At 40.9% G+C, this 24,858-nt stretch carries 22 protein-coding genes; 9 read left to right on the plus strand and 13 right to left on the minus strand.

Going from position 1 to position 24,858, the window contains the following annotated elements; all coding sequences use genetic code 11:
* Window positions 1–26 precede the first annotated feature (26 nt).
* The 4 genes from OU683_RS06095 (at window position 27) to ypfJ (ending at window position 4,035) form a co-directional block, all read left to right on the plus strand.
* Window positions 27–1,112: an efflux RND transporter periplasmic adaptor subunit gene (locus OU683_RS06095; protein ID WP_268136286.1), complete on the plus strand. Its 1,086-nt coding sequence runs from the start codon at window positions 27–29 to the stop codon at window positions 1,110–1,112.
* Window positions 1,109–2,371 (plus strand): ABC transporter permease, encoded by a 1,263-nt coding sequence (locus OU683_RS06100; protein WP_268136288.1) that lies wholly within the window; start codon window positions 1,109–1,111, stop codon window positions 2,369–2,371. The genes OU683_RS06095 and OU683_RS06100 overlap by 4 nt, the downstream gene beginning before the upstream one ends.
* 2 nt (window positions 2,372–2,373) lie before the next feature.
* Entirely contained in the window at window positions 2,374–3,063 is a 690-nt protein-coding gene (locus tag OU683_RS06105) for an ABC transporter ATP-binding protein (protein WP_268136290.1), read from the plus strand.
* 132 nt (window positions 3,064–3,195) lie between these two features.
* Entirely contained in the window at window positions 3,196–4,035 is an 840-nt protein-coding gene (gene ypfJ, locus OU683_RS06110) for a KPN_02809 family neutral zinc metallopeptidase (RefSeq protein WP_268136292.1), read from the plus strand.
* On the opposite strand, the gene OU683_RS06115 is transcribed toward ypfJ, so the two are convergent.
* From OU683_RS06115 to OU683_RS06150, 8 genes are all read right to left on the minus strand, one after another.
* Window positions 4,036–4,356 carry a hypothetical protein gene (locus tag OU683_RS06115; protein WP_268136294.1) on the minus strand — a complete coding sequence of 107 codons (321 nt, stop codon included), beginning with the start codon at window positions 4,354–4,356 and terminating at the stop codon, window positions 4,036–4,038.
* Window positions 4,353–5,210 carry a hypothetical protein gene (locus OU683_RS06120; protein ID WP_268136296.1) on the minus strand — a complete coding sequence of 286 codons (858 nt, stop codon included), beginning with the start codon at window positions 5,208–5,210 and terminating at the stop codon, window positions 4,353–4,355. The genes OU683_RS06115 and OU683_RS06120 overlap by 4 nt, the downstream gene beginning before the upstream one ends.
* Before the next feature lie 66 nt (window positions 5,211–5,276).
* Window positions 5,277–5,849, minus strand: a complete 573-nt coding sequence (locus OU683_RS06125; protein WP_268136298.1) for a pseudouridine synthase — start codon at window positions 5,847–5,849, stop codon at window positions 5,277–5,279.
* A 218-nt stretch (window positions 5,850–6,067) separates the two neighbouring features.
* On the minus strand, window positions 6,068–6,736 hold the full coding sequence (locus OU683_RS06130) for a LuxR C-terminal-related transcriptional regulator (protein ID WP_268136300.1): 669 nt from the start codon (window positions 6,734–6,736) through the stop codon (window positions 6,068–6,070).
* Between the two features lie 223 nt (window positions 6,737–6,959).
* The gene (locus OU683_RS06135; RefSeq protein WP_268136302.1) at window positions 6,960–7,640 is read right to left on the minus strand and encodes a type 1 glutamine amidotransferase domain-containing protein; all 681 of its coding nucleotides are present in this window, start codon (window positions 7,638–7,640) and stop codon (window positions 6,960–6,962) included.
* 88 nt (window positions 7,641–7,728) lie between these two features.
* Window positions 7,729–10,749 carry an SbcC/MukB-like Walker B domain-containing protein gene (locus OU683_RS06140; protein WP_268136304.1) on the minus strand — a complete coding sequence of 1,007 codons (3,021 nt, stop codon included), beginning with the start codon at window positions 10,747–10,749 and terminating at the stop codon, window positions 7,729–7,731.
* Complete coding sequence (locus tag OU683_RS06145; protein WP_268136306.1) at window positions 10,746–11,969, minus strand: exonuclease SbcCD subunit D C-terminal domain-containing protein; 1,224 nt, start codon at window positions 11,967–11,969, stop codon at window positions 10,746–10,748. The genes OU683_RS06140 and OU683_RS06145 overlap by 4 nt, the downstream gene beginning before the upstream one ends.
* A 139-nt stretch (window positions 11,970–12,108) precedes the next feature.
* A complete protein-coding gene (locus tag OU683_RS06150; protein WP_268136308.1) occupies window positions 12,109–13,377 on the minus strand; it encodes a carboxypeptidase-like regulatory domain-containing protein in 1,269 nt (422 codons plus the stop codon).
* A 536-nt stretch (window positions 13,378–13,913) separates the two neighbouring features.
* Here OU683_RS06150 and OU683_RS06155 point away from each other — a divergent pair.
* Genes OU683_RS06155 through OU683_RS06170 form a run of 4 tightly spaced genes read left to right on the plus strand, consistent with a single transcriptional unit; the run spans window position 13,914 to window position 20,896 of the window.
* On the plus strand, window positions 13,914–17,558 hold the full coding sequence (locus OU683_RS06155) for a chemotaxis protein CheB (protein WP_268136310.1): 3,645 nt from the start codon (window positions 13,914–13,916) through the stop codon (window positions 17,556–17,558).
* Window positions 17,559–17,560: 2 nt separating this feature from the next.
* Window positions 17,561–19,774 (plus strand): ATP-binding protein, encoded by a 2,214-nt coding sequence (locus OU683_RS06160; protein WP_268136312.1) that lies wholly within the window; start codon window positions 17,561–17,563, stop codon window positions 19,772–19,774.
* A 14-nt stretch (window positions 19,775–19,788) separates the two neighbouring features.
* Window positions 19,789–20,358, plus strand: coding sequence for a response regulator (locus OU683_RS06165; RefSeq protein ID WP_268136314.1), 570 nt, complete (start codon window positions 19,789–19,791; stop codon window positions 20,356–20,358).
* Window positions 20,336–20,896 (plus strand): biliverdin-producing heme oxygenase, encoded by a 561-nt coding sequence (locus OU683_RS06170; RefSeq protein ID WP_268136316.1) that lies wholly within the window; start codon window positions 20,336–20,338, stop codon window positions 20,894–20,896. Before OU683_RS06165 ends, OU683_RS06170 begins: the two co-directional genes overlap by 23 nt.
* Here the strand turns inward: OU683_RS06170 and OU683_RS06175 are convergent.
* The 3 genes from OU683_RS06175 to OU683_RS06185 all read right to left on the minus strand — a co-directional run bounded on the left by OU683_RS06175 (window position 20,893) and on the right by OU683_RS06185 (window position 23,004).
* Entirely contained in the window at window positions 20,893–21,543 is a 651-nt protein-coding gene (locus tag OU683_RS06175) for a class I SAM-dependent DNA methyltransferase (RefSeq protein ID WP_268136317.1), read from the minus strand. The genes OU683_RS06170 and OU683_RS06175 overlap by 4 nt on opposite strands.
* Entirely contained in the window at window positions 21,519–21,878 is a 360-nt protein-coding gene (locus tag OU683_RS06180; RefSeq protein WP_268136319.1) for a SpoIIAA family protein, read from the minus strand. The genes OU683_RS06175 and OU683_RS06180 overlap by 25 nt, the downstream gene beginning before the upstream one ends.
* 196 nt (window positions 21,879–22,074) lie before the next feature.
* Entirely contained in the window at window positions 22,075–23,004 is a 930-nt protein-coding gene (locus OU683_RS06185; RefSeq protein ID WP_268136321.1) for an NAD-dependent epimerase/dehydratase family protein, read from the minus strand.
* Between the two features lie 279 nt (window positions 23,005–23,283).
* Here OU683_RS06185 and OU683_RS06190 point away from each other — a divergent pair, with 279 nt between their 5' ends.
* Entirely contained in the window at window positions 23,284–23,781 is a 498-nt protein-coding gene (locus OU683_RS06190; RefSeq protein ID WP_268136323.1) for a VOC family protein, read from the plus strand.
* Here OU683_RS06190 and OU683_RS06195 read toward each other — a convergent pair whose 3' ends face one another.
* Window positions 23,782–24,285, minus strand: coding sequence for a rhodanese-like domain-containing protein (locus tag OU683_RS06195; protein ID WP_268136325.1), 504 nt, complete (start codon window positions 24,283–24,285; stop codon window positions 23,782–23,784).
* 49 nt (window positions 24,286–24,334) lie between these two features.
* The gene (locus OU683_RS06200) at window positions 24,335–24,856 is read right to left on the minus strand and encodes a DUF7935 family protein (RefSeq protein ID WP_268136327.1); all 522 of its coding nucleotides are present in this window, start codon (window positions 24,854–24,856) and stop codon (window positions 24,335–24,337) included.
* Window positions 24,857–24,858 lie beyond the last annotated feature (2 nt).

The following is a 24,858-nucleotide window of genomic DNA, read 5'->3' on the forward strand; positions in this document are numbered from 1 at the left end:
GCTAAATTTGGTTAAAAGTATTACCCATGTTGAAATATTTTTTACCGGCTGTAGCTCTTTTCAGTCTTATTTCCTGTGACCAGCAGGAAAATTCGGTATTTCCGGTGGAGACCTCGATCACCGAAGCTGTTTATGCTTCTGTCACTGTGCAGCCCGATAGTCTTTATCAGGCATTTGCAGTGGTAAATGGTCTTGTGGATGAGAACCTTGTGGAGGAGGGGGATGTGGTACAAAAAGGCGATGTGCTGGTACAGATTATTAAAACCAATCCAGAATTGGCTTCAAAAAACGCATTTTTGGCCCTGCAGCTGGCACGGGAAAACTTTGAAGGAGGCGCAGCAATCCTTTCGGACCTGGAGGAAGAAATTAAAGCGGCAAAACTTCAGTTTCTTAATGACTCCGTCAACTATAGAAGGCAGGAGCGGCTTTGGGAGCAGCAAATTGGTTCCCGGTCCACCCTGGAAAGTAGAAAACTCGCTTTTGAAAAATCTGAAGCCGCCCTTGAAATACTTCAAAACAGATACCAACGCACCCAAAAGGAGTTGGAAACCCAGCTAAAACAGGCAGAGAATACTTATAGATCCTCTTTAATTAATACTACCGATTTTTCTGTTACCAGTAAGATAAACGGAAAAGTTTATGCCATTCATAAAGAGCCGGGGGAGATAGTCAATGCTTCCCAGCCACTGGTAACTTTAGGTAGTGCAGATAGATTTATTGTGGAGATGCTTGTAGATGAGGAGGATATCGTAAGAGTAAGAAAGGGATTGACTGTTTACTTAACTCTTGATGCCTATCCTAAAAAAATCTTTAGAGCTAAAGTTGATAAGGTGTATCCCAAGAAGGATGAAAGGAATCAGACTTTTTTAGTGGAAGCTCTCTTTACAGATGCGCCAGAAGTACTCCTGCCGGGGCTTTCTGGAGAAGGAAACATTGTGGTGGCACAACGGGAAAAAGCACTCGTTATTCCCCGGAAATTTTTGATCGGAAATAACCGTGTAAGAACAGAAGATGGTATCGTTGAGGTTACCACCGGCCTGGAGAGTATTGATTCCGTTGAGGTTAAAGAAGGAATTACAGCAAATACAAAATTATTTCCACCAGAGGAATGAGAAACTATCGGGTAATATTGAGTATTGCAAAAACACACCTGGTAAGCAAACTGCGGCAAACCCTTATTGCTGCTCTCGGGGTTACTTTTGGGATAGGTTCATATATTACTCTTGTAAGCTTTATGACGGGCCTTAACCAGATGCTGGATGATCTCATTTTAAATCAAACTCCTCATGTTCATATCTTCAATGAGATCAAGCCTACCCGGGACCAGCCTGCAACCCTTTATGAGGGCATGGATGAATCCTTAACGGTAATACATTCGGTTAGGCCCCAGCTTACTCAAAAGAAGATCCATAATGCACAACCTTTAATGGAGTACCTTGAGGAGGATCCCCGGGTAAGAGGAGCTATTCCGCAGGTGAAGACACAGGTTTTTTACATTTCAGGTTCTATAGAGCTGGGAGGAAATCTTTTGGGAGTAGAGATATTGAAAGAAGAAGAGCTTTTTAATCTTGGAGATTATATAGTAGAGGGAAGCGCCAGGGATCTTCATAACACCTCCAACGGAATTATTCTTGGGGCAGGGGTGGCAGATAAATTGTCTTTGGAAGTAGGAGATCGCGTGCAGGTAACCACTGTAAAAGGGGATGTTTTTCCATTAAAGATCGTGGGGATATATCAAAGCGGGATCGTAGAAATAGATAATGTTCAAAGCTTTACAAATCTTCACACAGTCCAACGTATCCTTGGAGAACCCGGAAGCTACATCACAGATATAAACGTAAAGTTGAATGATATTGAAGAGGCAGTTTCTATAGCAGAATTTATTGAGGAGCAGTTCGATCTTACTGCAATTGATGTAAGAACAGCAAATGCCCAGTTTGAGACGGGAACCACTGTTCGAAATCTTATTACCTATGCCGTTTCAGTTACGCTGCTGGTAGTGGCCGGTTTCGGCATCTACAACATTCTCAACATGTTGATCTATGAAAAGATGAACGATATTGCCATTTTAAAAGCAACGGGTTTTTCGGGCAGGGACGTACAGCTCATTTTTATGAGTCAGGCGCTAATTATAGGATTTTTAGGTGGGATTTTAGGACTTTTGCTTGGGTACGGCCTTTCAGTTTTAATAAGTCATACTCCCTTTAATACCGAGGCATTGCCAACAGTAGAAACCTATCCTGTAAATTTTGATATCCGCTTTTACATATTTGGGATTAGTTTCGCAATGCTTTTTACTTTTCTGGCGGGCTATCTCCCTTCGCGTAAAGCCAAAAAAATCGATCCTGTGAAGATCATAACAGGTATATAGGTATGAAGCCAATTCTCGAAGCCAGTCATATTGATAAACATTTTTGGAAACCGGTAGAATTTCATGTGCTTAAGGATATAAACTTTAGCGTAAACTCGGGAGAATTTGTTTCCATCATGGGAAAGTCGGGCTGCGGTAAATCTACCCTTCTCTACATCTTATCAACAATGGACCGGGATTATGACGGGAAGCTTTTTCTTAACGGAGATTTGCTTACCGGGCAACATCCCAATAAGCTGGCTTATGTAAGAAATAAATATATTGGCTTCGTATTCCAGTTCCATTACCTCCTGCCCGAATTTACCGTACTTGAAAACGTGATGCTTCCTGCCCGAAAGCTTGGAGAACGATCTACTGAAGAGATTAGGAAAAATGCCCTCTACAAGCTCGACATGCTTGGCATTGAAAATCTCGCAGTTAAAAAAGCATCTCAAATCTCGGGTGGAGAGAAACAGCGGGTTGCTATCGCCAGGGCTCTCATAAATGATCCTGCAATTATCATGGGGGATGAACCCACCGGGAATCTCGATAGTCACAATTCAGAAAATGTGCTTAGAATTTTCAGGCAATTGAGTGATGAACAGGGGCTGTCTTTATTAATAGTTACCCATGATAGTGATTTTGCAAAGCGTACAGATAGAATTATAACAATGGAAGACGGCAGGATCATAAATCATAATGCGGAAAATTAAACTCTTTTAAGGTGTAAAGTCCCGATGCTTCAGTAAATACTTCTGGTCTTTTTAACTTCAGCAGGAGAATTAAGAAAACCACTAGATTATCGTGAAGAATAATTTTCTAATTTGTGACAAAATCTGGAAAGTATGAAATGGAGGGGGCGCAGAAAGAGTGATAATGTAGAAGATCGAAGAGGTAGTTCTAAAGGTAAAATTGCAGCCGGGGGAGGAATCATTGCCATTATTTTTATTGCAATTCAGCTTTTTTCAGGTGGTGATGCTATGGAGATCTTCAACCAGCTCCAGGAGCAGGTGCCCGCAGGGGAGACCCGGGAACTTTCGGTAGAAGAAAAGGAGCTTGGAGACTATGCGGGAGTAGTATTGGCCGACACAGAGAATGTATGGAATGCCCTTTTTGAGCAGAATGGATCCTCCTATCCCGAACCTGGCCTGGTGCTTTTTAGTAATGCCGTGCAAACTGCATGTGGAGGAGCCTCAGCTGCTTCAGGGCCATTTTATTGTCCTGCAGATCAAAAGATATATATAGACCTGCGATTCTTTGAAGAACTACGTACCCGTTTTGGGGCGAAAGAAGGCAATTTCGCTATAGCCTATGTTATTGCTCATGAGGTGGGGCATCACGTTCAAACTGTTTTAGGTACTTCGGGGAAAGTGCGGCAATTACAACAGGGAATGGATCAAACCGAAGCTAATGAACTCTCTGTAGCTCTTGAATTACAAGCCGATTTTTATGCCGGAATATGGGCGCATTACAACAGGGAATACCTCGAGCAGGGAGACATAGAGATAGCCCTGAGTGCTGCGAGTGCTGTTGGGGACGACGCAATTCAGAAACGAACATCTGGCCGTGTGGTGCCCGATGCTTTTACTCACGGAACCTCCAAACAGCGCATGGAGTGGTTTTCAAAAGGATTTCAAACCGGCGATCTATCAATGGGAAAAACCTTTGAAGCCCTTATCCCATAACTAAGTTAAAGCGGGAAAGCTTACCGCCAGGATTAACAGGTTTATTATTGTGCCATATTTTGCATCTTCCCAGTTAAGGGTAATTAAAAACTGCGAAAGCAAAGCTCCACTTATAGATAAAACTGGCCAGAAGGGGTAGGCGTTGAGGAAATAAACATTAGCTAAAACCAGAAGTACAGTGCATGCGAACCAAAGAGCCCCTTCAGAGATGCTAATCTTTCTGGAAATCGTGGGAAGAAAGTCTGTATAAAAAGCTTTGACAAGCCCCATAAGGTGTAGAATAGCATGTAATAATAATAAGAGTGAGATTAGAACTTTCATTGAACTGTAGCAGTTTTATTCCTGGTTCTTTTGGGGCTTCTAAATGGTATTTGCTGCTCTTGTGGGATTCCCTGTAAAATCATTACAGGAATTTTACTGTCGGCTATTGCATTCACGATGCGAGAGGTAGTTGGCCCTGCAGGAAAAATTGATTGAGAAAGAGGTACTATATGCAAATCATAATTGTCCTTCTGCATAGTTCTACCTAAATGGCTTGCAACGTGATCTGTAATCAATGTTCCGACTTTAGGATGGTAAACTTCAAACAATTGATTTAGTTCATATTCATCTCTTGCTACCTGGGAATGATTTATTTTGCCTGAATACATTTTGATAATTTCCACATCCAGGTCATGGTTTCCAAAAAGCCTTTTAAAGGGAGTTAGAGTGGCCTGTTTTATTTCCACATGAGGTTGTAGTGTTATCAGAATCCTTTTAGGTAGGGTGAACTTTTTCTCCTTTGGAATAAAAAGTAGAGGTGATTTTGAATTCCGGAAAAACTCATAAGGCAACTGCAATGTTTTTTCCAATACTGCTGTACTTCCAATAATAAGTGAGTTGGGATCTACCTGCTCTTCCAGGGCTTTTCCGGGAAAAAGAAGTTGTATATTAATCTTTTTGGAAGGGTAGATCTTTGCAATTTCTTTCTGAAGTTTTTGAAGTCTTTGACCGGCCTCATTCTGGATACAGTTGATCCATTCTTTATCCTCAAATTTTGTAGAGCTATAAGCGGCAGCTTCAGGAAGATTCAACATGAAGAATGTGCATTCCTCTTCTCTCATCAAACCAAGTGCATAAAGGATCACCCGGGTAGATGATGAAGAAAAATCCATTGGAATAATCACATTTTTCATGGCCCAATATTTTCCACTGTTAAGTTACGAAAAATACCCCTTGGAAAGATGAAAATTGTGATTTGTTCAACACTTAAAACTGGCCACTTCCTGTACCTCTCCCGGCTGCATATTTTTTAAATATTCCTCTCCTATTCTTACCCTTACTAACCTTAGGGTGGGAAATCCTACTGCTGCAGTCATTTTTTTAACCTGGCGGAACTTTCCTTCTGTGAGCGTCACCGAGATCCAGCTTGTAGGCCCATGCCTGGCGTCTCTTATAGGTCTTGAACGTGGCGAAAAGGCTGGAGGAGCTAACAGGATTTTAGCCTCACAAGGTTGGGTGAGGTATTTATTGCCGTTTATTCCTATTTCCACTCCCTCTCTCATTCTTTCAATGGCACTACTGTCTATTTCCCCATCCACCTGTACATAGTATTCTTTTTCTACACTATTTCCGGTAATTTCTGCACTAATCTTACCATCTGTGGTTAATAATAGAAGCCCTTCGGAATCTTCATCAAGGCGACCAATAGACATAGTGTTTTGCGGGAATTCATAAAGTTCACCAAGCATTCTTTTATTCCTGCGGGTTCGCTGGTTGGTAATAAACTGACTTAGAAATCCATAAGGTTTATATATCCTGAAGTGTCTGTGCATAATATGTTACAAAGATAAAACTTAGGTGTTCGAGAAGGAAAATAAATGTTGTCCCTTTTTTATAGATTAATCAAAAAATCCCCAAAAGTGGGTATTGGAGGAAGTATTAGGAACGTTTATTTTTACGCTATGAAATTGTATTGCAATTAATTCTGAAATGAATTAGATACAATGAGTAAAAAATCGGGGAAGTAGGGGGCCCCGATTTTTTTTTGTCTTTATATGAGGTCATAGGCTCTGGCGTATTCTGTAAACTCAAAACTGGAAGAGATCTCCAGTTTCTTTTTGATGTTCTTGCGATGGGTATGCACGGTATCTATGGAAATACTAAGTTCCTCGGCTATTTCGGCTGAACTCTTTCCAAGCGCAACCAATCGTAAAACTTCTTTTGCCCTTTTCCCAAGGCAAAGGTACTTAGAGAGATTTTCCTTGAAGAACATATTTTCCTTAAGAAGGCGCTCTGCTTTATTCTCTATATGTTTCATCCTGTTAATAGGAATGGCGGCTGTGACAATGTGAGTTGGAGTTCCATCTGGAGCCTGGTGGAAAATACGAACAGATGCAATGTGCCACACCCAGTCTTTCCTATCTTTAAACCTCACTTGCTGGAAAAATGTAAAAGTCTCATCAGGATCTTTTTTTTCAAGCAGTTTTCTCAATTTTACCATGAAGTCCTCCATGTCTTCATTATTGAAAAATCTTTCATGATATTCGGGTCCCATGCCCGAAAGTTCCTGCAAACTTAATCCCAATTGATCAAGACCTCGCGAACTCATAAAGACTACTTTAAAATCTTTTTTTCTCAGTTCATGAATAACGATGACACATGGCATAAATTCGGCACAAGCAGAAAATATTTCCAGCTTTTGTTCAAAAGTTTTTTCCAAATCCTTTGTTTATTTTCAATAAAACTAATCAAATCTAACGTTTTTAATGAAAAATGCTCCAATAAATCGATGAAAGGATAAAAGTTTCGACCTTTATCTTTAAGTATAAGATATGATTAGAAAAGCCGGAAATTTTTTAATTCCCGGCTCTTATAACCAATCGGTTTTTTGGATCTTTCCTGTCTGGCAATTATTGAAATATTGGCTCAACGAGGAATGAAAACTATTCCAACAGTTTGATCAACTCCTTTGCTGTTTTTTCTGCCGAAGCGGGGTTCTGCCCTGTCACCAGTTTACCCGAAACTTTTACCCTGGAGGTAAATGGTAATGTAGCCGAACTGTATTTAGCACCCAAAGTCTTTAAGCGGTCCTCAAGGCTAAAAGGAATATTGTCCCGGAGACCTACCAGCTTTTCTTCGTTATTTGAAAAAGCGGTAACTTCTTTTCCCTGTAACAGTTCCGGTTCTTCAATAGCAGCAGTAAGTAATGCTGCGGGGCCGTGGCACACCGCGGCAATAGGTTTGTCTTGTTTATAGAATTCTATGACAAGGCGGGAAGTATCTTTGTCTGTGGCGAGATCTCCCATGGGGCCGTGGCCACCCGGGAAAAATACCGCGTCAAAATTATCGGCTGTAATCTCCGAAAGCTTCTGTGTGAATTCAAAATCTTTTTGCGCCTTTTCATCCTTTTTAAAACGGCGGTTGGAAGAGGTAATATTTTCCGTTAACTGGCTTCTGGGGTCTATGGGCGGTTTACCTCCTTTTGGACTTGCCAGGGTAACATCATAACCTTTATCAATGAATTCGTAATAAGGATCTGTGAATTCCCCAAGCCAAACACCGGTATGGGAATCTGTATCGAGCAGGTCACTATTTGAGGTAAGGATAACTAGTATCTTTTTCATAAAATTTTATTTTTCTTATAATGAAGTTTACCAAATCCTCCCGAAGCAGCCAAATCTTTATCTTTTAATTAATATTTACTGCCAATACCTAACCCTTTATTTCCAGGGAGCTGTATCCCTGTCCATTCCTGCTAAGTTGTATTTGAGTTGCGATCCTTTCCTTAAGGGAATCAACGTGACTAATTATACCAATTGTTTTAGAAGATTCTGCCTGTAATTTTTCCAGTGTATCCAGGGTTTGGTCCAGGGTCTCAGGATCCAGCGTCCCAAAGCCTTCATCAATGAAGAGGGAGTTGATTTCCACATTTTTGGAGGCCAGGTCGCTTAATGCAAGGGCCATGGATAAACTCAGCAGGAAAGTTTCCCCGCCCGATAAAGTTTTGACAGATCGTCGCTGCCCGCCCATGTGTTCATCTATTGCCACCAGGCTGTCATCCTCCTCATCCATAGGTTTGTCTATGCGATAACGGTCACTAAGATCAATAAGTCGCCTGTTAGCCAGCACAAGAAGCTGAGACAGGCTTAGGTCCTGCGCAAAATCATTGAATTTTTTCCCCGTGGCATCGCCTATCAAATTGTTGAGTAACTCCCATCTTTTGATTCGGGCCTTGGTGGACTTGAGGAGGGCTTCAATGTTGTCGATCTTTTCCCTGCGCTCCTTGTCATTTCGCTGCTTTCTTCTAAGCTCCTCGCATTGTTCATTAAGTAAGCTGCGCTGTGAATTCACTTCCTTTAATCTATCTTTAAGTACTGCTAAAGGTTCCGGAACATCCTTTTGCTGTAGCTGCCCCAGCTGTTCCCTTAGAGTTTTTAAAGAGGCTTCAATTTTTGCTTTTTCTGAAGTTAATTCGTCCCGCTTCTTTCGAAGCTGTAAATATTCGTTTTCCGAAAGTAATCTTTGCAGAGCTTCTTTGATCTCACGGCAATTCGCTTCGGTGATTTTCGGTTGCAGGCTTTGTTCAAGCTTCTCAAGCGCAATAGTTCTCTCATCCATCTTTTGGTTGAGCTCTTTTCCCTGCCGGGTCATAGTTGCTTTCTCATGCTGCAGTTTTGTCCATATATTTTGCAGTTCAAGGCAGTCGGTTTCAATGTCATTACCGGTGTACAGGCTGTCCAGTTCTTCTTTAATTTGTCTCCCCTGTACAAGAACAGCTTTAATTTCAGAAATTATTGGAAGTCCCGCCAAGACAGCACTCAGTTTCCGTTTTTCCTGCTCAAACCTTTCAAGCAGGTCAAGCTTTTCCTCCCTGCTGCTACAAAATTCTTCCCAATTTTCACCCGATGGATTGATCGCTAAATATTCCTCTTCAAAATGCCTTTTTTGAAGCTCCAGTCTCCTGTTGTTTTCCTGGATAAGCAGTTGAAGTTCTAAAAGCCTTTTTTGGTGATGGGCAAGGCTGGTGTCCCGGGTCATGATCTGTCTTTCAAGTTCAGAAACTTCTTTTTTCAGCTTTAAAATTGCCTCCTGTAAATTGTCATTTTTGAAAGGTAAGTCGCTCGCATAAGGATGTTCTGTGCTGCCACAAAGAGGGCAGGGCTGACCGTCTACAAGATTGTGCCGGTGTTCTTCCAGGCTGGCTTTGAGAAGTTCGTTTTCCCTTTTTAGTTGCAGGTTCTCGACATCCTTCTGAAGGATTTGCATTTCTTTTTTTGCTGAAGATATCTCCTGCGGCAGCACTTCTATCTGCGGAAGAAGTTCTTTTTCCTCTTTTGTTGCCTTTTCAACTTCTGCGGAAAGATTTGTGATCGCCACCCATTCCTGTTGTGCTTTTCGTCCCTGCTGAAGCATCTGCTTTAACCGTGCTTTTTCGGTTTCAGGTTTTTCCAGGTTTACCTGCTTCAGGTTCTGCTTTAATGCCACCAGGTTGTTCTCTCCGGCAGCTTTTAATTCCTTCAGTTTTAATTCTTCAGCTTCCAGGTTGCCAATCAGCTGGAATGGTACTTCCCGTAATTCTGAGTTAAACTGTTTCTCCAGATGCCGGTACTGGGTAAGTTTTTCATCCCGTTGCTGCTGCAGCTTCCTTACATTTTTAGAAAAGGTCTGTAAGTGAGTTTCAATTTCCCCGGTTTCGGGTTCAGATTTGAGAAAGTTTTTAATCTTGGCCAGGCAGGTGGAAATGTTTTGAGTATTTTCCTTTTCGCCCCGCTTATGGGTGGCAAGTTCCTGTTTAAGTTCTGTGCAGGTTTTATCCAGGTGCTGCCAGGCGCGAAGGTCTTCGGCAAAAACCTGAACCTCCTCATGTTGCTTTAATTTAAGGCCATTTATTTCTTCAAAAAGAGAGATGTTTTCTACAGCTACATTCTTTAATTTTTCCTGTGTAAGGATCTGTGCCTCCTGTTCAGAAATATTTTTCTTTAGCTGAATAAGCCTGTCCAGCTGCTGAATTTCCTTTTCCAAAGGTTCACAGATCTTTGTTTTTTCTGCTAAAGTTGATTTTAGCTCCTTCAAAACTTCCTCTTCTAAAAGGTCATTTTTGAGCAGGTTTATTTCCCGTTGCCTTTCCTCAATTTCGGCATTTTCGCTTTTGAACTTTTGGTATGCCTTTACCCCTACCTGCCTGTAAATCCCCGTGCCTGTAATTTTTTCCAGTAACTCTCCGCGTTCGTCCTTTTTAGCTTTTAAAAATTGAGCAAAATCCCCTTGGGCTAAAAGCACAGATTTTATGAACTGATTGTAATTAAGCCCGATGAGCTCTTCATTTTTGGAAGGCACATCAGATTTTTTATAGTCCAGCGGCTTTTCTGTAGCCATATCGTAGATGAACATTTCATAATCGCGCAGGTTGTTGTTACGGTTCGTAGAAATGCTCCATTCTGAAGCGAAAATCCCTTTTTTTGCCTGATAAGTTACCCTGGCACTTGCCTCTTTTTGGTTGCGGGTAAGAAGAGCTCCTTTGTTGATAATATCATTCTTACTTATTTTCCCGAGACGGGGGACCATATTAAAAAGGGCGAGGGAAATCACATCCAGGATCGTGCTCTTGCCGCTTCCTGTGGGACCGGTGATCGCAAAAAGGGAACTTACGGTAAAAGGGGCTTTTGTGAAGTCTATCTCGTGCCTTCCCTTTAAGGAATTTATATTTTCAAATTCAATTTTTAAGATCTTCATATTTCTGCATTTTCGTCCCTGTGCAACTCCTCTAAAATTTCGTCAAAGGCTGCTAATATTTCCTGCCTTGTTTCTTCGTCGTATTCATGTTTTGCGATGAGCTCCAGGAACACATCTTTAGGCTGCAGGTCCTGCAACTGCTGTTCACCTCCAAAAGCCTGGGCAGCGCCCTTGATTTGATTTTGAAAACTTGCACGATGCTTTACAATCCTGTAGCCCTGCTTTTGGAAATTTGATACTAACTCATCCAGGGCATAGATCTTTAAAGCATCATATTGCTCCTCCTTAAGCTCTACCTCTATAAGACTTTCGAGTTGTTTTTTCTCCTGTAGTTCCTGTAATTTAAAGGTTAGCTCCTCAAGGTCGCCACTTATTTTGAGTAAGGAGCGAAAAACAGGTACAGGAAGACTGCGGGGTTCCCAGCCTGTATTGGTGTCAATTATTAATACCCTTTTTTCATCCTTGCGTTCACTAAAGGAAAGAGGCAGGGGAGAGCCGCTGTAAAATGCCGGCACAGCTGCTGCAACCCGTTGTGGCTTATGGATGTGGCCAAGGGCAATGTATTTGAAATACTCTCCAAACCTCGAAGCTTCAAAAGCTGCCAGGTTCCCTATTTGAATTTCCCTTTCACTTTCTGAAGTTTCGATTCCCGCGGTGAACAGGTGTCCAAGGGCAATGGCAGGAATTCCTTTATATTTTGAAGCACAAATTTCTGAAGCCTCAAAAAAGGTGTTCTGGATACCATTTTTTAGGGCTTCGAGTCGGTCGTCGTAGGTGGTCCCATCTCCTGATTTTCGAAGGTCGGCATCTCTTAGAAATGGTATAGCAGCGATCACCAGGCCGGGATCACCGTTGCTGTTGTGAACGGGAATAATTAATTCTTCCAGATTAGACGGCATCCCGCCAATGATGTCGATATCCAGCTCCTTCAGGATCTCTTTGGGAGCTTCAAGCATGGAAGGGGAATCATGATTTCCACCGGTGAGGATGATCTTGCAGTCAAAGCGGTTCATCTTGACCAGGGCGCGGTAATATTGCCGGCGTGCTTCAGATGACGGATTGGCAAGGTCAAAAATATCCCCCGAAACCAGCAATAGATCAATTTCTTCCTCTTCAATGATCTTGCAAAGCCAGTCAATAAAGAGGTCGAAATCTTCGGCCAGTTCGGTTTTGTGTAGCTTCTTTCCAATATGCCAGTCGGCCGTATGCAGGATCTTCATTAGGTTCAATTTTTCAGCTTCCGAAGGTAAAGGAAAGCTTAATGTCCTGCAAAGTTAATCACTCCTGCGACAAAACATGTCGCAAGTAAATTACCTGTCAAAAATGGCATTTTTCAGAAGTAAGTAAAAGGAAACTGTTCTAATTGTTCTCCAGCTTGTCCCGTATCTTATCAATTGCACTTTCTATGGATTCATCGGGTTCAATGATGTTGTTCTCTCCCCAAAAGGTAAGATCGGCAAAGCCGGTAACATCATCATTCATGATTACTCTTCGGCTCAAAAAACTGTCGTCTTTTTTAACTTTCTCTTTGGTGATCTCCCAATTTGTTACTGCAAGTTCGCTATCAACCTTATAACGGGAATTAAAAAGTTTGCGTTTCCAGTTCACAACAAATTCCAGTTGAGTATGTCCATACCCAAAATACCAGCGACCATCCTTTTGCCTGTAGGTAATGTCATAATTGACTTCAACAGGATAAACTTTCGTTCCACCCGGTTTTTTCTTTACAAAAAGATCTGTAGCGGCCGAGCGGTTGTCGACATTAAGATTGAAGGAGGCTTTCACCAGGGAGAAAGTGTTGGCATCAATAAACAGTTTTCCGTAATACCAGGGCATTTGTTTGTTTAATTCTTCAAAGTCAACCACGTACAGGTATTGATCATCAATTTTGGTGGGATCATCAAAGGTGAATTTGAAGTTGGATAGATCCATTTCATTGAAGATATGAGTGGGATTTTTCATGAGGTCAATACTCAAAGGGTTGTAAGGACCACCCCGAAGTTTTAAGGCTACAGTGTCCAGCCGGTCATAATCGGCCGTTTTACGTGCTTTTACAAGAGCGATATCATCATCGGCGTTAGAATCATAGGGTTGTTTGTGGATCTTTACCACCGCTTCAGAAAGAGAAACATTTTTTCGTCCTCTTTTAATAGCTTCCCTGTAAAAGGCCGTCATGGTAGTACGATCTGTGAAATAATTACTACCCCGGTTATCCAGCATATTTCGAACCAGAGCTTTAGGATCTGTGTAGGTGAAGATACTTACCTCTTCAAGCTCTTCCAGAGATTCTTTAAGTTCAATGACCACATTTCCTTTTTGGAAAAACTCTAAGGGAAGTGTGCGACTTTGAAAGCCGAGGTAAGACACCAGAACATTCACATTTTCCAGGTCCTGCGGAATCTTTAGGGAGAATTCTCCATCATTGTTTGTCACCGTTGAAATATTGGTGTTTTGAACAGAAAGATAAGCCCCGGCCAGGGGATCCTGATTCCGGCTGTTCACTACCTGTCCTTTATATTCGGTATACCTGTCTGTGGTTTGTTGAAGTGCGGCCAAAACTTCAAATGACAGGCTAAAAAATAACAGGATTATAAGGGGCCTTGCGAAAAATGAAATTTGATTTCTCATGGCGCATATTTTTTAAGAGATTACTCTTTCTAAGATACTGAATTTTAATTAATTGTTAAGATAGAGTTTAAAAATTTTAAGAGTAGATATGGGGGAAATTCCCAGGGAAAATTTTTTCATTTTTTCACTAAGTTCTTTATATTTATTAGTCTAAAAATCAACCAATTATATAATTTGTTGGTTTTACAGGAAGAGGGTCAGGTATAGCAAACCTTATATAGGGGAAGAAGGTTTGTTAATCTCTCTCTTCCTTTTTTTGAGTGGTTTTCCTACAAATTGGCCCCTACTACACATACAATAGTGCTATAACAATTGTTTTAGCTTAAAATCCCTCAAATAATATCAAATGAGGTAACATTTGTTTTATCTCGAATAGTTACTTAACAGATCGTTAACATTAATAAATCCTGCTAAGAAGTAATTTTACGCTGAATAATTTCAAGAATTGGCTATTTTGAACTTCCTGCTCTCAAGGAGTAGGATTTCCTGTGACTATTTAATAGTGACAGGTCCTTTTAAGAGCCTCCTTTTCCGCTATGAGTAAGAAGATAAATACCTCTCCGACTATACAAAATCCTAATAATTCCAGTATTTCCGAAAAAGCAAGAATCGTTGCGGTAGGTACGAGTGCTGGAGGACTGGAAGCTCTTAAAGCTTTTTTTGAAAATGTTCCTGAGGATACACAAAACTCCTTTGTAATTATTCAACATCTTTCTCCAGACTACAAGAGCATGATGGGAGAACTTCTTTCCCGAAGTACCGGCTTACCTATTGTTGAGGTGCAGGATGGAATGGAGATTTTGCAGAGACATATTTACATAATTCCCCCGGTTAGCAATCTTATAATAAAGAATCATTGTTTGTATCTTCTGGATAAGCCTAAAACCCAGACGCTAAACCTGCCTATAGACATGTTTTTTGAGTCTTTGGCCAGGGAGCACAGGGATATGGCTATTGGGGTTATTCTTAGTGGTACGGGAAGTGACGGGACCAGAGGTGCACGTGCGATAAAAGAGAATGATGGGATGATCATGGTACAGGAACCGGACGAAGCACAATTTGACGGTATGCCTAAAAGTGCCATCAATACCGGACTGGTAGACTATGTTCTTCCTGTTAAGGAGATGGGGAACGAATTGAAAAACTTCCTTTCGGCTCCTTCCATATTCCATTTCAAGGATGGGGATGTGGCTAATGACCAGTCAGAACTTATGAAGATCCTTAACTATGTCAACGAACAGGCTGGATTGGATTTTAGGGAGTACAAAAGAGCAACACTTGCCCGAAGGGTAGCCCGAAGGGTTAGTGTGTGTAAGTGCCGTTCCCTTGCCGAATATTTTACCTATCTCACCTCTACAGAGAAAGAAGTTGATATTCTTTACCGGGAATTCCTCATTGGGGTAACAAAATTTTTTAGGGACAGTAAAGTATGGGACGAATTACGTCATAAGATCATTCCTGCCCTGGTTAGGGAACGAAAGGACGGCGATGTAATAAAGATATGGGATGTGGCCTGTAGTACGGGTGAAGAAGCCTATTCTTATGCTATGTGCTTCCTGGAAGAAATTGAAAATCAGGGGAAAAATATTGAATTAAAAATATTTGCTACAGACATTGCAGAAAAACACCTGCAAATAGGCAGTAAAGGTTTTTATCCCGAAAGTATTGCTGCAGATGTTCCTGCGGAATTTCTTATAAAATATTTCGTGAGTAAACCTCAAAAATATGAAGTAGTTGAGAATTTAAGAAGGGCGGTGATCTTTTCAAAACATAACGTGATCAAGAATCCGCCTTTTAGCAACATGGATCTTGTTTCCTGTCGTAACCTTCTTATTTATTTTCAACATGCAATACAAACTAAAGCTTTAAAGGTTCTTCATTACAGCCTTAAAAAGGATGGTATTTTGGTGTTGGGGACCAGTGAAAGTGTCTACACACAACAGGATAATTTCAAGGAAATTAGCCGCAAGTGGAAAATCTACCAGAATATTCGGGCAAATAAGAGGCTTGAGCCGGGATTTTCCCATACCCCCCCTTCCAAGGGAAGACCGCTTGCAAACAAAACGGTAAAAGAGCGGCTTTTGAACAGGGAACCCGTTACCTCAAATTTCACGAAACTCACCAGTGACTTTAATGAAACCGTCCTGGATCATTTTAGAGCTGCAAGCGTTTACGTAGATCAAAATTATAACATCCTCGAGGCAATAGGGGAATTCAGGAAATATGCCAGTCTTCCGGTGAGCGGGTTCTCTACGAATCTACTTGACATGTTGGGCACAGATTTAAAATACCTGGTGCAGAACAGTCTCAAAAAGGCAAAAAAGCTTCAGCAAAAAGTTTATTATAAAGATGCCATTTTTGAGCTTCATGGAGAGAAAAAAGCTGTTGATTTATTGGTTAAACCTCTTTCTATGGAGGGCGTGGACCTGGGGAGTACTTTTATGATCACTTTCCTTGAAAAGGAACTAAATCTTGAGAATGTAGAGACAGTAGATAATGTCACTCTCACCACCCGCACACAGGAATATGTATCTAATCTCGAAGAGGAGCTTAAGCAAACAAAGGAAGAACTCAATTCTTCTCTTGAAGAAATAGAGACCAGTAATGAAGAATTACAGGCAGCCAATGAGGAACTGCTGGCCTCTAACGAGGAGCTGCAAAGCACCAATGAGGAATTGCAGAGTGTGAATGAGGAGATCAATACCGTAAATGCAGAGAACCTTCAAAAAATGGATGATCTCGCAGCGCTTAATGCCGATATTAATAACCTCCTGGAAAGCACACAGATAGGTACAATATTTTTAGACTCAGGATTAAAAATTCGAAAATTCACTCCTGCGATCCAGAAACACCTTAGCTTTTTAAATTCCGATATTGGAAGACCAATTAGCCATTTCACAGGTAATATGGGAAAAAGCAATTTGGTAGAAAGATGTAAAAAGGTCTTAAGAACCGGAATTACACTTGAAAAGTCTATAACTTCCAAAGATGGCGTTCATTATCTAAGAAGGATCTCCCCCTATATTAATTCCCATGAAAAGGTGGAAGGGGTTGTGATTACTTTCATTGATATTGAAAACCTTCAAAAATCCAAAGAGAAACTCCAGGCGAGTGAAAAGAGGTTTAAAAGTTTTTATGAAGAAGATCCTGTGATGCACATTAGTGTACATCCACGGACTTTTAAAATTATTCACTGTAATAAGATGACAGTGAAGCAGCTAAAATATGATTCCAAAGAAGAGTTAGTAGGAAAGTCTATTTACGACCTTTATAATGAAGAAGCTCAGGTAGAAGCCCTCAAATCGAGTAAAGCTTTTACAGATAATGGGGTGCTGGTAAACCAGGAGCAGAATATTCTTACCAAAACAGGAGAAACCCTGCCGGTGATCCTCAATGCAATTTCTGAAAAAGATGAAGATGACAACATCCTCACTATTCGCTATACGTTCGTGGAAATTGCAGCACTTAAAATGGCCGAAGATCAGCTTCGGGAACAGAAAGCCGATCTTGAAAGGGCCAATCGGGATTTGGAGCAGTTCGTTTCTATTTGCTCTCACGACCTGCAGGAGCCACTTTCAACCATTAAGTTTGGAATTGATATCCTCGGAAAGATCTATGCTCCTAAGCTGGATGAAAAGGGACAGAACTATGTCACTTACATCAAACAGGCTTCCACACGTCTTTCAGAACAAATTCGTGCGTTGCTGGAACACTCCCGAATAGGCAGGAACGGAAAGAAGAAATTAGTCAATACCAAAGAAATTGTAGAGGTGGTAAAATATGATCTTGGCAAAAGGATCAAAGACACCAATGCAAAGGTACACAGCGGAGAATTGCCAAAGATCATGGGCTATGAAGTGGAATTAAGACTTCTCTTCCAGAACCTTATCTCCAATGCCATTAAATATACGCCAAAAGAGCGATCTCCCGAAGTAAGGATCTCTGCTTACAAGGAAGGAAAATACTGGGTTTTCTCCATAGTTGATAATGGGATAGGAATTTCCAAAGAAGATCAGGCTCATATTTTCACTATATTTAACAGGGTGAAAAATCAGGATAATGAGGGCACAGGCGTTGGTCTGGCCCATGTGGAAAAGATTGTTCTTCTTCACAACGGTACTATCTGGGTGGATTCACAGGAAGGAGTAGGAAGTTCTTTCTACTTTAAATTAAAAGCATAAATATGACCCACATCTCTGAGTATCCAGGCAAGTTAGATTTAGATAACTGTGCCCGGGAGCCAATTCATATTATTGGCAAAACTCAGGCCCATGGAGTACTTGTATCCGTTGATCCTGAAAATTTTATAATTACTCAGGTGGGGGAGAATGCGACCCAGTTTTTTGGGGAGGCATTTGATAGTTTTTTAGGGAAAGATCTCACTTATCTTCTGGGAGAGGAACAAATGACAGGAGTTGTGGAGTTGCTAAACTCCGAAGAAATTTCAGTTCCACGTGAGGTTTGGATCAACAACATTAAATTTTTGATGCTGGCCCATAATTCAGGACTCAATCTTATTCTTGACTTTGAACCCCTGCAGGAGGTGGATAGCTCCTATCATTTTCAAAGACAATTAACAAGGGTTCTCAATAAATTTAAAGCTTCAAAATCTGTTGATCAATTGTGCAATGCCGCGACTATTCTTACCAAAGAAATGTTTGGGTACGACAGGGTTATGATCTATAGATTTGATGAGGAATGGAATGGGGAAGTAATTGCCGAAATTAAAGAGGAAGATATGGGTTCATGGCTGGGTTTACATTATCCCGCTACAGATATCCCTGCGCAATCCCGGGAGCTTTTTCTAAAGCATCAGGTACGGGTGATTTCCAATGTTCATTACACTCCGGTTCCAATTACGCCCGAAATATCTCCTCTTAATGAAGAGCCTCTTGATATTTCCCGATCCGGCCTAAGAGCAGTATCACCAATTCATATTGAATACCTCAAAAATATGGAGGTTGGCGCTTCTCTTTCGGCTGCGATTATTGTAAAGGGCAAACTCTGGGGATTGATTGCCTGTCACCATAAAGCGGCAAAATACCTGGATTTTTACCAGCGGGAAAGTTGTCGGTTTCTAGCACAAATGTTCTCTACAGAGCTTACTCTACAGGAAAACACAGCTTTGATTAGTAGGGCAAAACTTTCTGAGAATATTAGGCGGCAACTGGTGGTGCAAATGAAGGAGGAAAATGATGTGGTAACGGCACTTTCTGAAGGGAATGTAAAATTCACTCAAATTATTTCCTGCGGTGGGGGTGCCATTTTCATTAAAGATCAATGGAAACTTATAGGAAATACTCCTGAAACAAAGCAACTGGAAAGCCTGCTCAACTTTATAAAAAAGCAGCCAAAAAACCTATTTTGGACCAGTAAGCTATCTACATTATTTCCTGAAGCAAATGCTTATAAAGAAGTAGCATCGGGGGTTTTATGTTTAAAGATCGCTGATTATAAATATATTTTCTGGTTTAGGCCCGAACAGATCCAGGAGGTGAATTGGGGAGGGAACCCACAGGCCAAGGCCTTTTACAATGAAAAAGAAGATCGGCTTAGTCCACGTAAGTCATTTGAAAAATGGTCTGAAAAACTTACAGGGATTTCTGAAGCCTGGCAGGAAAATGACAGGGATGTAGCGCGGGCTTTAAGAGAGAATATCAGTTATACTTTACTGGCGCAACAGCAAAAGGAGATCGAGGCTTTAAATACTCAATTAATGGAGGCCAATGAAGAACTGAAATTATTCAGCTATGGGCTTTCACATGATCTAAGGGCTCCGGTGAGAGGTATGGAAGGAATTCTTGCCATTCTGGACGAAGATCACAGGAAAGAGTTAAGTGAAGATGGCCAGGCGTTGCTTCAAATGAGCAGGGATCTCAATGAAAAAATGAATGATCTCATTGATAATATTCTTGAATATTCGCAGCTTAATCATGCGGATGGACTTAAAGTAGAAACTGTTAATACTTCAGAATTAATAGGGGAGGTGCTTAAGTTCGTGAATGTAGAGGGGAGTTATCCAAAAACAACGGTAAAAATTCTGCCGGAGTTACCCTCTATGGAGGGCGATCGCGGTATGCTTTTTCAACTATGGTCTAATCTATTAAACAATGCCATTAAATATTCTTCAGAAGAAGAAAATCCCTTTGTTGAAATAGGTACAGAACAGTTAAAAGGCCGGGAAGTTTTCTATGTTAAGGATAATGGAATTGGGGTTCCGAAGAAAATGAAAAAGAAGATTTTCGAAACTTTTCAGAGAGGAGTCGGGAGCAGGTTCAAAGGCACCGGAATTGGTCTGGCAATCGTCAAAAGGATAATTGAAAAACACCATGGGGAAGTTTGGCTTAAAAGCGAGGAGGGGAAGGGTTCCATATTTTATTTTTATATTGAAATTTAATTTAAGAGCATCTAATGATCACGATCCCTTTGAGAATTTTGCTGGTGGAGGATAATGAAGCCGATGTGCTTATAACCCGGCGTACTTTACAAAAACTTATTGAAAGTCCCGAAATAGAAGTGGTAGAAGATCTTTCTTCCTGCAGAGAAAAAATGAATAGTTTTATCCCCGACGTGGTGATCTCAGATTATAATCTTCCTACTTGCACAGGATTTGAGATTTTACAGTTGGTGCATGAAAAAAATCCTGCCCTGCCATTTATTTTCCTCACAGGGACTATGCATGATGAAGAGCTCGCTGCAAACACCATTTTAGCCGGGGCTTCGGGCTTTATACTCAAGAAACATATGAATACTCTGGAGGAAAAACTGGGGCCGTTACTAAAAAAGGTGGTTTTTCAACTTTCAGAAAAGGAAGGAGTAAGGGAACGGCTTAGGAACAACAAAATTGCGGTTAACCAGATCTATGACTACCTTGATAACCTTAATGCCGATAATCGCGAACAAAAGCAAAATATTAGCAAAATAAAAGAGACTATTAAGAAAAATAATTTGTGGAGTAATGAAGATGATAGAAAAGCTTAAGAAGGAAACGCGGGAATTGCATGAGCAAATCGAAGAAAAGAATCTCGCAAAACATATAATTGATCACAATATTGATCTGGAGACATACAAGCTGTTGTTGATTCAGAATTACCGCGCATACAGCAACACCGAATCTGAGATCAAGAAGTTCCTGCCGCTTTACCCGGCAAAAAAACACCTGGAGTTGCAAAAGGACCTGGAACAGTTAGGTGTACCTGTAGAAAATCCTTTCAAAAGTGACACTTTTAGATGTCATTCTACCGCTGAAGCTCTGGGGGCTGCATATGTGGTGGAAGGATCTGCCCTGGGCGGAATGGTCCTGGCAAAGAACCTCGAAAAATGTACCGCCCTACAGGAAATTAACCGGCACTATTTCTTTAGTGGTGATAAGGAGAATCTTCTGGAATGGAAGAATTTTAAGCAAGAGCTGGAGGAATATGACTTTTCAGAAATTGAAGAACAGGAAGCTATTGAAAAAGCAAAAGATACGTTCAGATTCTTTTCAGCGGTTTTCGAAAAGGAATATCAGGTAAGTTAGATTCCACTTTCGAAGACCAAAGATAGCAGGCGGGGCACGTTTTTAGAGTCATCATCATCAAAATGCTCGTTGAGATCCAGTAAATTAAATTTATTTTCTTTGGCAGCATTTAGAAAGTCGGAGAGATGATGGATAAAGGCAGGTGGTGTTTGAATTCCCTGCCCGGTTTCAAATTTGGCCCTGCTACCGGCGTACTGTTTCCCGGGATGAAGCTCACACATATAGAATTTCCCATTTCTTTTTAATGCTCTTGCGGCTTCAGCAAATATAAAATTAAGGTCCTCGACATGTTCGAGCACAAGGCTGCAGGTGATAAGGTTTGCCCAACCCGGTTTTACAGGCCAGTCAAGTGTAATGTCGGCTTCAATAAATTCTACGTTTTCTGCCTTTACTTTTTCTTTAGCTTTGGCGATCATTTTAGCAGATAGATCTATTGCTTTAACAAAATCGGCTTTTTTTGAAAGCCAGCCGGTGTTCTTTCCTGTGCCACAACTCAGCTCCAGAATGTTACCGTAGTGCGGATTTAAAAAAGTATTGCGCAGTACATCTCCCTCCAGGTCTCGGGTTTTATTTTCCATAGAGTCATATGATGCTGCCCAGGTGTTATAAGAGTCGCCGGTGATTATTCTTCTATCTTCTTGATCCAATTTTTAGCCTCGTCTTTTTCTGTTAAACTAAAATATTTGATGGTAGCCTTTGTAAATGGTTTCATTAATTGAGTTAGTTCTTTTTCCCATTTTTCATCCCCTACCATGGCAATACGTTCCATGTTCTCCAGGTTATTAAAATCAAACTTTATATCCCGCCACATAGCACTAAGACTCCAGCCTTCAAATTCTTTCATTTCAAAGTACCATCTAATAGTTCCGAAGCTTCTTACTTTCTCCTGCAACAATGGGATAAGACGTTCGTAATCTTCATTGGTTAATTTTCCCTCTGCAACAGTATAAACAATATTGTTTTCAATTTGAATGGAGATCATACCGGAGTTTTTGACAATTTCCAAAGAAAAGTAGATTTTGCCAACTGCTGAAGGTGTACCGTTGGTTAAGTTATTGTTAATCTGCTCTTAAAGATTCTTAAGAAGCCTTTTGATCCGGCAGATTACCGATCCATTTTTTTATCCAATTTAATCTCCCCATTTCCAACTCTCAATTTTTTCAAAAGATTATTTCAATTTATTTGAAATTCCTGCTAATCACTTCCCTAATGCCCATTTTATAGGAAGTAGGTTTTATGTTATAGCTCTTTTCAAACTTGCTGCTGTCAAAAACATAATTCCGGTCATACTGGTACATCATTTCCACGGTTTCTTTCATAATGGGCATAAGCCAGCCCATGATCCATACCATCCATTTTGGCACCACCCGGTATTTTGATTTCATATTCAACTCGGTGGCGATCATTGCCACCCATTCCTTTCCTGCGGGAGGGTTGGCGGCAGTTGGCAAATGCCATATCTGCCCGAAGGCCTCATTAGAATTTCCAAGTAAGGCAGTGGCTTTGGCGGCATCGGGTATGTAGGTGAAGGAGTGAGGTTTGTCGGCTTTTCCCAGCCAGTTTGCTTTCTTGCCTTTTGAGAGAGGTTTAAATACTGTTTCCATCAATATACTATTGTCGGCACTTTCCGGACCATAAAAATCGGCTGAGCGGGCAATGAGTGCTTTCAACTTTCCGGCTTGTACCCTCTGCATTAATTTTGCTGCAATTTCTGCACGTATCTTTCCTTTTTTTGAAGGAGGATCTATCTGTGATTCTTCTGTCATGTGCGGGATCTCCTTTTTATCATACATATAGACATTATCGAAAAATACCAGTTTAGCATTGTAATTCTCGCAGGCCTTTATCACATTTTCCATAATTACCGGCCAGTCTCTTCGCCATATCTTATGATCATAGAGTAAACCGGCGGTGAGAAAAACGACTTCAGAGCCTTCAACGGCCTTCATAACTTCTCCCGGTTTTAATAGATTGGCCTTAACCAGGTCATCACCTGGATTGACTTTTTTAGGACTTCGGCTTACCAGCCTTATTTCTGCTGTATAATTTTTTAATTCCCGGGCCAGGGCATTCGCCACCGGACCTCCGGCTCCTAAAATTGTTTGCATAATGAAGAAGTTGATTAATATGAATTTATTCTAATTCGGGAAGATATTCAGAAAGCTAACAGAAATTTATTTTTAAGAGGGAGCAGAAGTTTTTTTAAGCTTAACTTAAGCGTATATCTTCTTATTCCTTGAATTTCAGGCAAAAGCACCAGTAATAGGAACAAATTTTCTTCAGAAATAGCTTTTAAAAATGCCATTTTTGATAGATCTTTAAAATTCAGGAAGTGAAGAGCGGTTGAGAAATTTTTGTTCCCGGTTTATCTGAATAAAAAAAGGTTGATGGCAGCAAATGAGAAATATAGAGTACCTGAGAAAACTAGAATTGGTCACGTCCACTTAAAGGTTTCAGATCTGGAACGAGCTTTGTCATTCTACAATGGGATTTTAGGATTTGAGGTAACACAAAGGATAGGCGATTCGGCAGCATTTTTATCGGCCGGGGGGTATCACCATCACATAGGACTTAATACCTGGCACAGCAAAGGAGCTCCCGAAGCTGTAAAGAGTGGCGTAGGGCTCTATCACACAGCTATTGTTTATGAAACACGAAAAGAGTTGGCAGAGGTCCTGCAGCGGCTTCTTAATGCCGAATATCCATTAACGGGTGCTGCAGATCATGGGGTCTCGGAAGCACTTTACCTCAATGATCCCGATGGGAATGGAGTAGAGCTTTATTATGACCGCCCTAAAGAAGAATGGCCCCGAAAAAGGGATGGCTCACTGGAAATGTTTTCCAAAGCCCTGCACTTAGATAAACTACTGGCAGAGCTTCAATAGTTAATTCGCAACCGGATAACCTTTATCTATCCAGTCTACCTTTATATTATCGCGCAGGTTGAGCAGTTGATGGTTAGTAAACTGCATTTCGTTAAGCAGAGTAAAAGCAGGACGTACATTGGGACAGTTATTAAAAGGACAACAGCCACAATAGATCACAATATCGGAATCCTTCGGAAGTTTTTCCAGTTCCTGCCTCAGGTTGTTAAGGCTCTGTTCTTCTCCGGATGGACCGGTGTCTTTTGACCCCGGAATTATACCGCCCGCACCAAGGCTAAAGATCACCAGACTATCCTGGGAGTTCCCCACGATTTGTGCAAGATCCCTTGGTTCCAGTAGTTGCTGCTCGGACCATGGTTCCTGTCGAGCATTTGTTTTGGTAGTCTTCTCTTGTTTTTCAACAACCTTTTTTTTGGAAACAGAGGGCTCACCCGCTTCATTTTTACACGCTCCAAAAATTATAAAGAGAATGCAGACAACTGAATAGAAGAATTTATTCATCATATTAATTTTTGCAAAAGTAAGTTTTTATGAAAATGTAAACCCACCGGAATCACCAAAGATTCTTTACTTCCTTTTTAATAAAAGAAAGACCGGTTTCGCTGGGTGGCTGTTGATCAATGAGAGAACTCACAATTTGCTGTCTTAGCTCGTTTGCAGTAGTAATTTCCTCGCGAGCCGAAGTTTTCCTAATATTGGTGATCGTTGCATTTTTAGATGCTTTTATTACGTTCCAACACTCATCACTTATATAGATTTGTTGAGCAAGGTTGTGTTCAAATTCCTGCTCAATAGCTTTTATAAGAAGGTTTAAATAGGCTTCTTTATCACTTCCGGAAGGTTTGATCCTCACCAGTAAATTACCCGGCGCGATGCGCTCCAGAAAAAGAGCCATTCTTTCATAGGCCTGCAATCTCAAAGGCAATGCATGTTTTTGAGTTTCTTTGTGAAGCAGGAAACGCCTGCGCTGTTCCTCATTACGGGTGTGGAGGTTGAAAAAATAGAAAGCGATAACGCCAACAACAACTGCCGGTAAAAGATAGAACAGCAATTGTAAAATTGAATCTTCTGTCATAG

Origin of the sequence: Salinimicrobium sp. TH3 (assembly GCF_026676115.1) — a bacterium.
Lineage (GTDB): Bacteria > Bacteroidota > Bacteroidia > Flavobacteriales > Flavobacteriaceae > Salinimicrobium.

Coding starts and splice junctions, on each gene's coding strand:
- OU683_RS06095 (WP_268136286.1), top strand. CDS start 27: ATGTTGAAATATTTTTTACCGGCTGTAGCTCTTTTCAGTCTTATTTCC.
- OU683_RS06100 (WP_268136288.1), top strand. CDS start 1,109: ATGAGAAACTATCGGGTAATATTGAGTATTGCAAAAACACACCTGGTA.
- OU683_RS06105 (WP_268136290.1), top strand. CDS start 2,374: ATGAAGCCAATTCTCGAAGCCAGTCATATTGATAAACATTTTTGGAAA.
- ypfJ (WP_268136292.1), top strand. CDS start 3,196: ATGAAATGGAGGGGGCGCAGAAAGAGTGATAATGTAGAAGATCGAAGA.
- OU683_RS06115 (WP_268136294.1), bottom strand. CDS start 4,356: ATGAAAGTTCTAATCTCACTCTTATTATTATTACATGCTATTCTACAC.
- OU683_RS06120 (WP_268136296.1), bottom strand. CDS start 5,210: ATGAAAAATGTGATTATTCCAATGGATTTTTCTTCATCATCTACCCGG.
- OU683_RS06125 (WP_268136298.1), bottom strand. CDS start 5,849: ATGCACAGACACTTCAGGATATATAAACCTTATGGATTTCTAAGTCAG.
- OU683_RS06135 (WP_268136302.1), bottom strand. CDS start 7,640: ATGAAAAAGATACTAGTTATCCTTACCTCAAATAGTGACCTGCTCGAT.
- OU683_RS06140 (WP_268136304.1), bottom strand. CDS start 10,749: ATGAAGATCTTAAAAATTGAATTTGAAAATATAAATTCCTTAAAGGGA.
- OU683_RS06145 (WP_268136306.1), bottom strand. CDS start 11,969: ATGAAGATCCTGCATACGGCCGACTGGCATATTGGAAAGAAGCTACAC.
- OU683_RS06150 (WP_268136308.1), bottom strand. CDS start 13,377: ATGAGAAATCAAATTTCATTTTTCGCAAGGCCCCTTATAATCCTGTTA.
- OU683_RS06155 (WP_268136310.1), top strand. CDS start 13,914: ATGAGTAAGAAGATAAATACCTCTCCGACTATACAAAATCCTAATAAT.
- OU683_RS06160 (WP_268136312.1), top strand. CDS start 17,561: ATGACCCACATCTCTGAGTATCCAGGCAAGTTAGATTTAGATAACTGT.
- OU683_RS06165 (WP_268136314.1), top strand. CDS start 19,789: ATGATCACGATCCCTTTGAGAATTTTGCTGGTGGAGGATAATGAAGCC.
- OU683_RS06170 (WP_268136316.1), top strand. CDS start 20,336: ATGAAGATGATAGAAAAGCTTAAGAAGGAAACGCGGGAATTGCATGAG.
- OU683_RS06180 (WP_268136319.1), bottom strand. CDS start 21,878: ATGATCTCCATTCAAATTGAAAACAATATTGTTTATACTGTTGCAGAG.
- OU683_RS06185 (WP_268136321.1), bottom strand. CDS start 23,004: ATGCAAACAATTTTAGGAGCCGGAGGTCCGGTGGCGAATGCCCTGGCC.
- OU683_RS06190 (WP_268136323.1), top strand. CDS start 23,284: ATGGCAGCAAATGAGAAATATAGAGTACCTGAGAAAACTAGAATTGGT.
- OU683_RS06195 (WP_268136325.1), bottom strand. CDS start 24,285: ATGATGAATAAATTCTTCTATTCAGTTGTCTGCATTCTCTTTATAATT.
- OU683_RS06200 (WP_268136327.1), bottom strand. CDS start 24,856: ATGACAGAAGATTCAATTTTACAATTGCTGTTCTATCTTTTACCGGCA.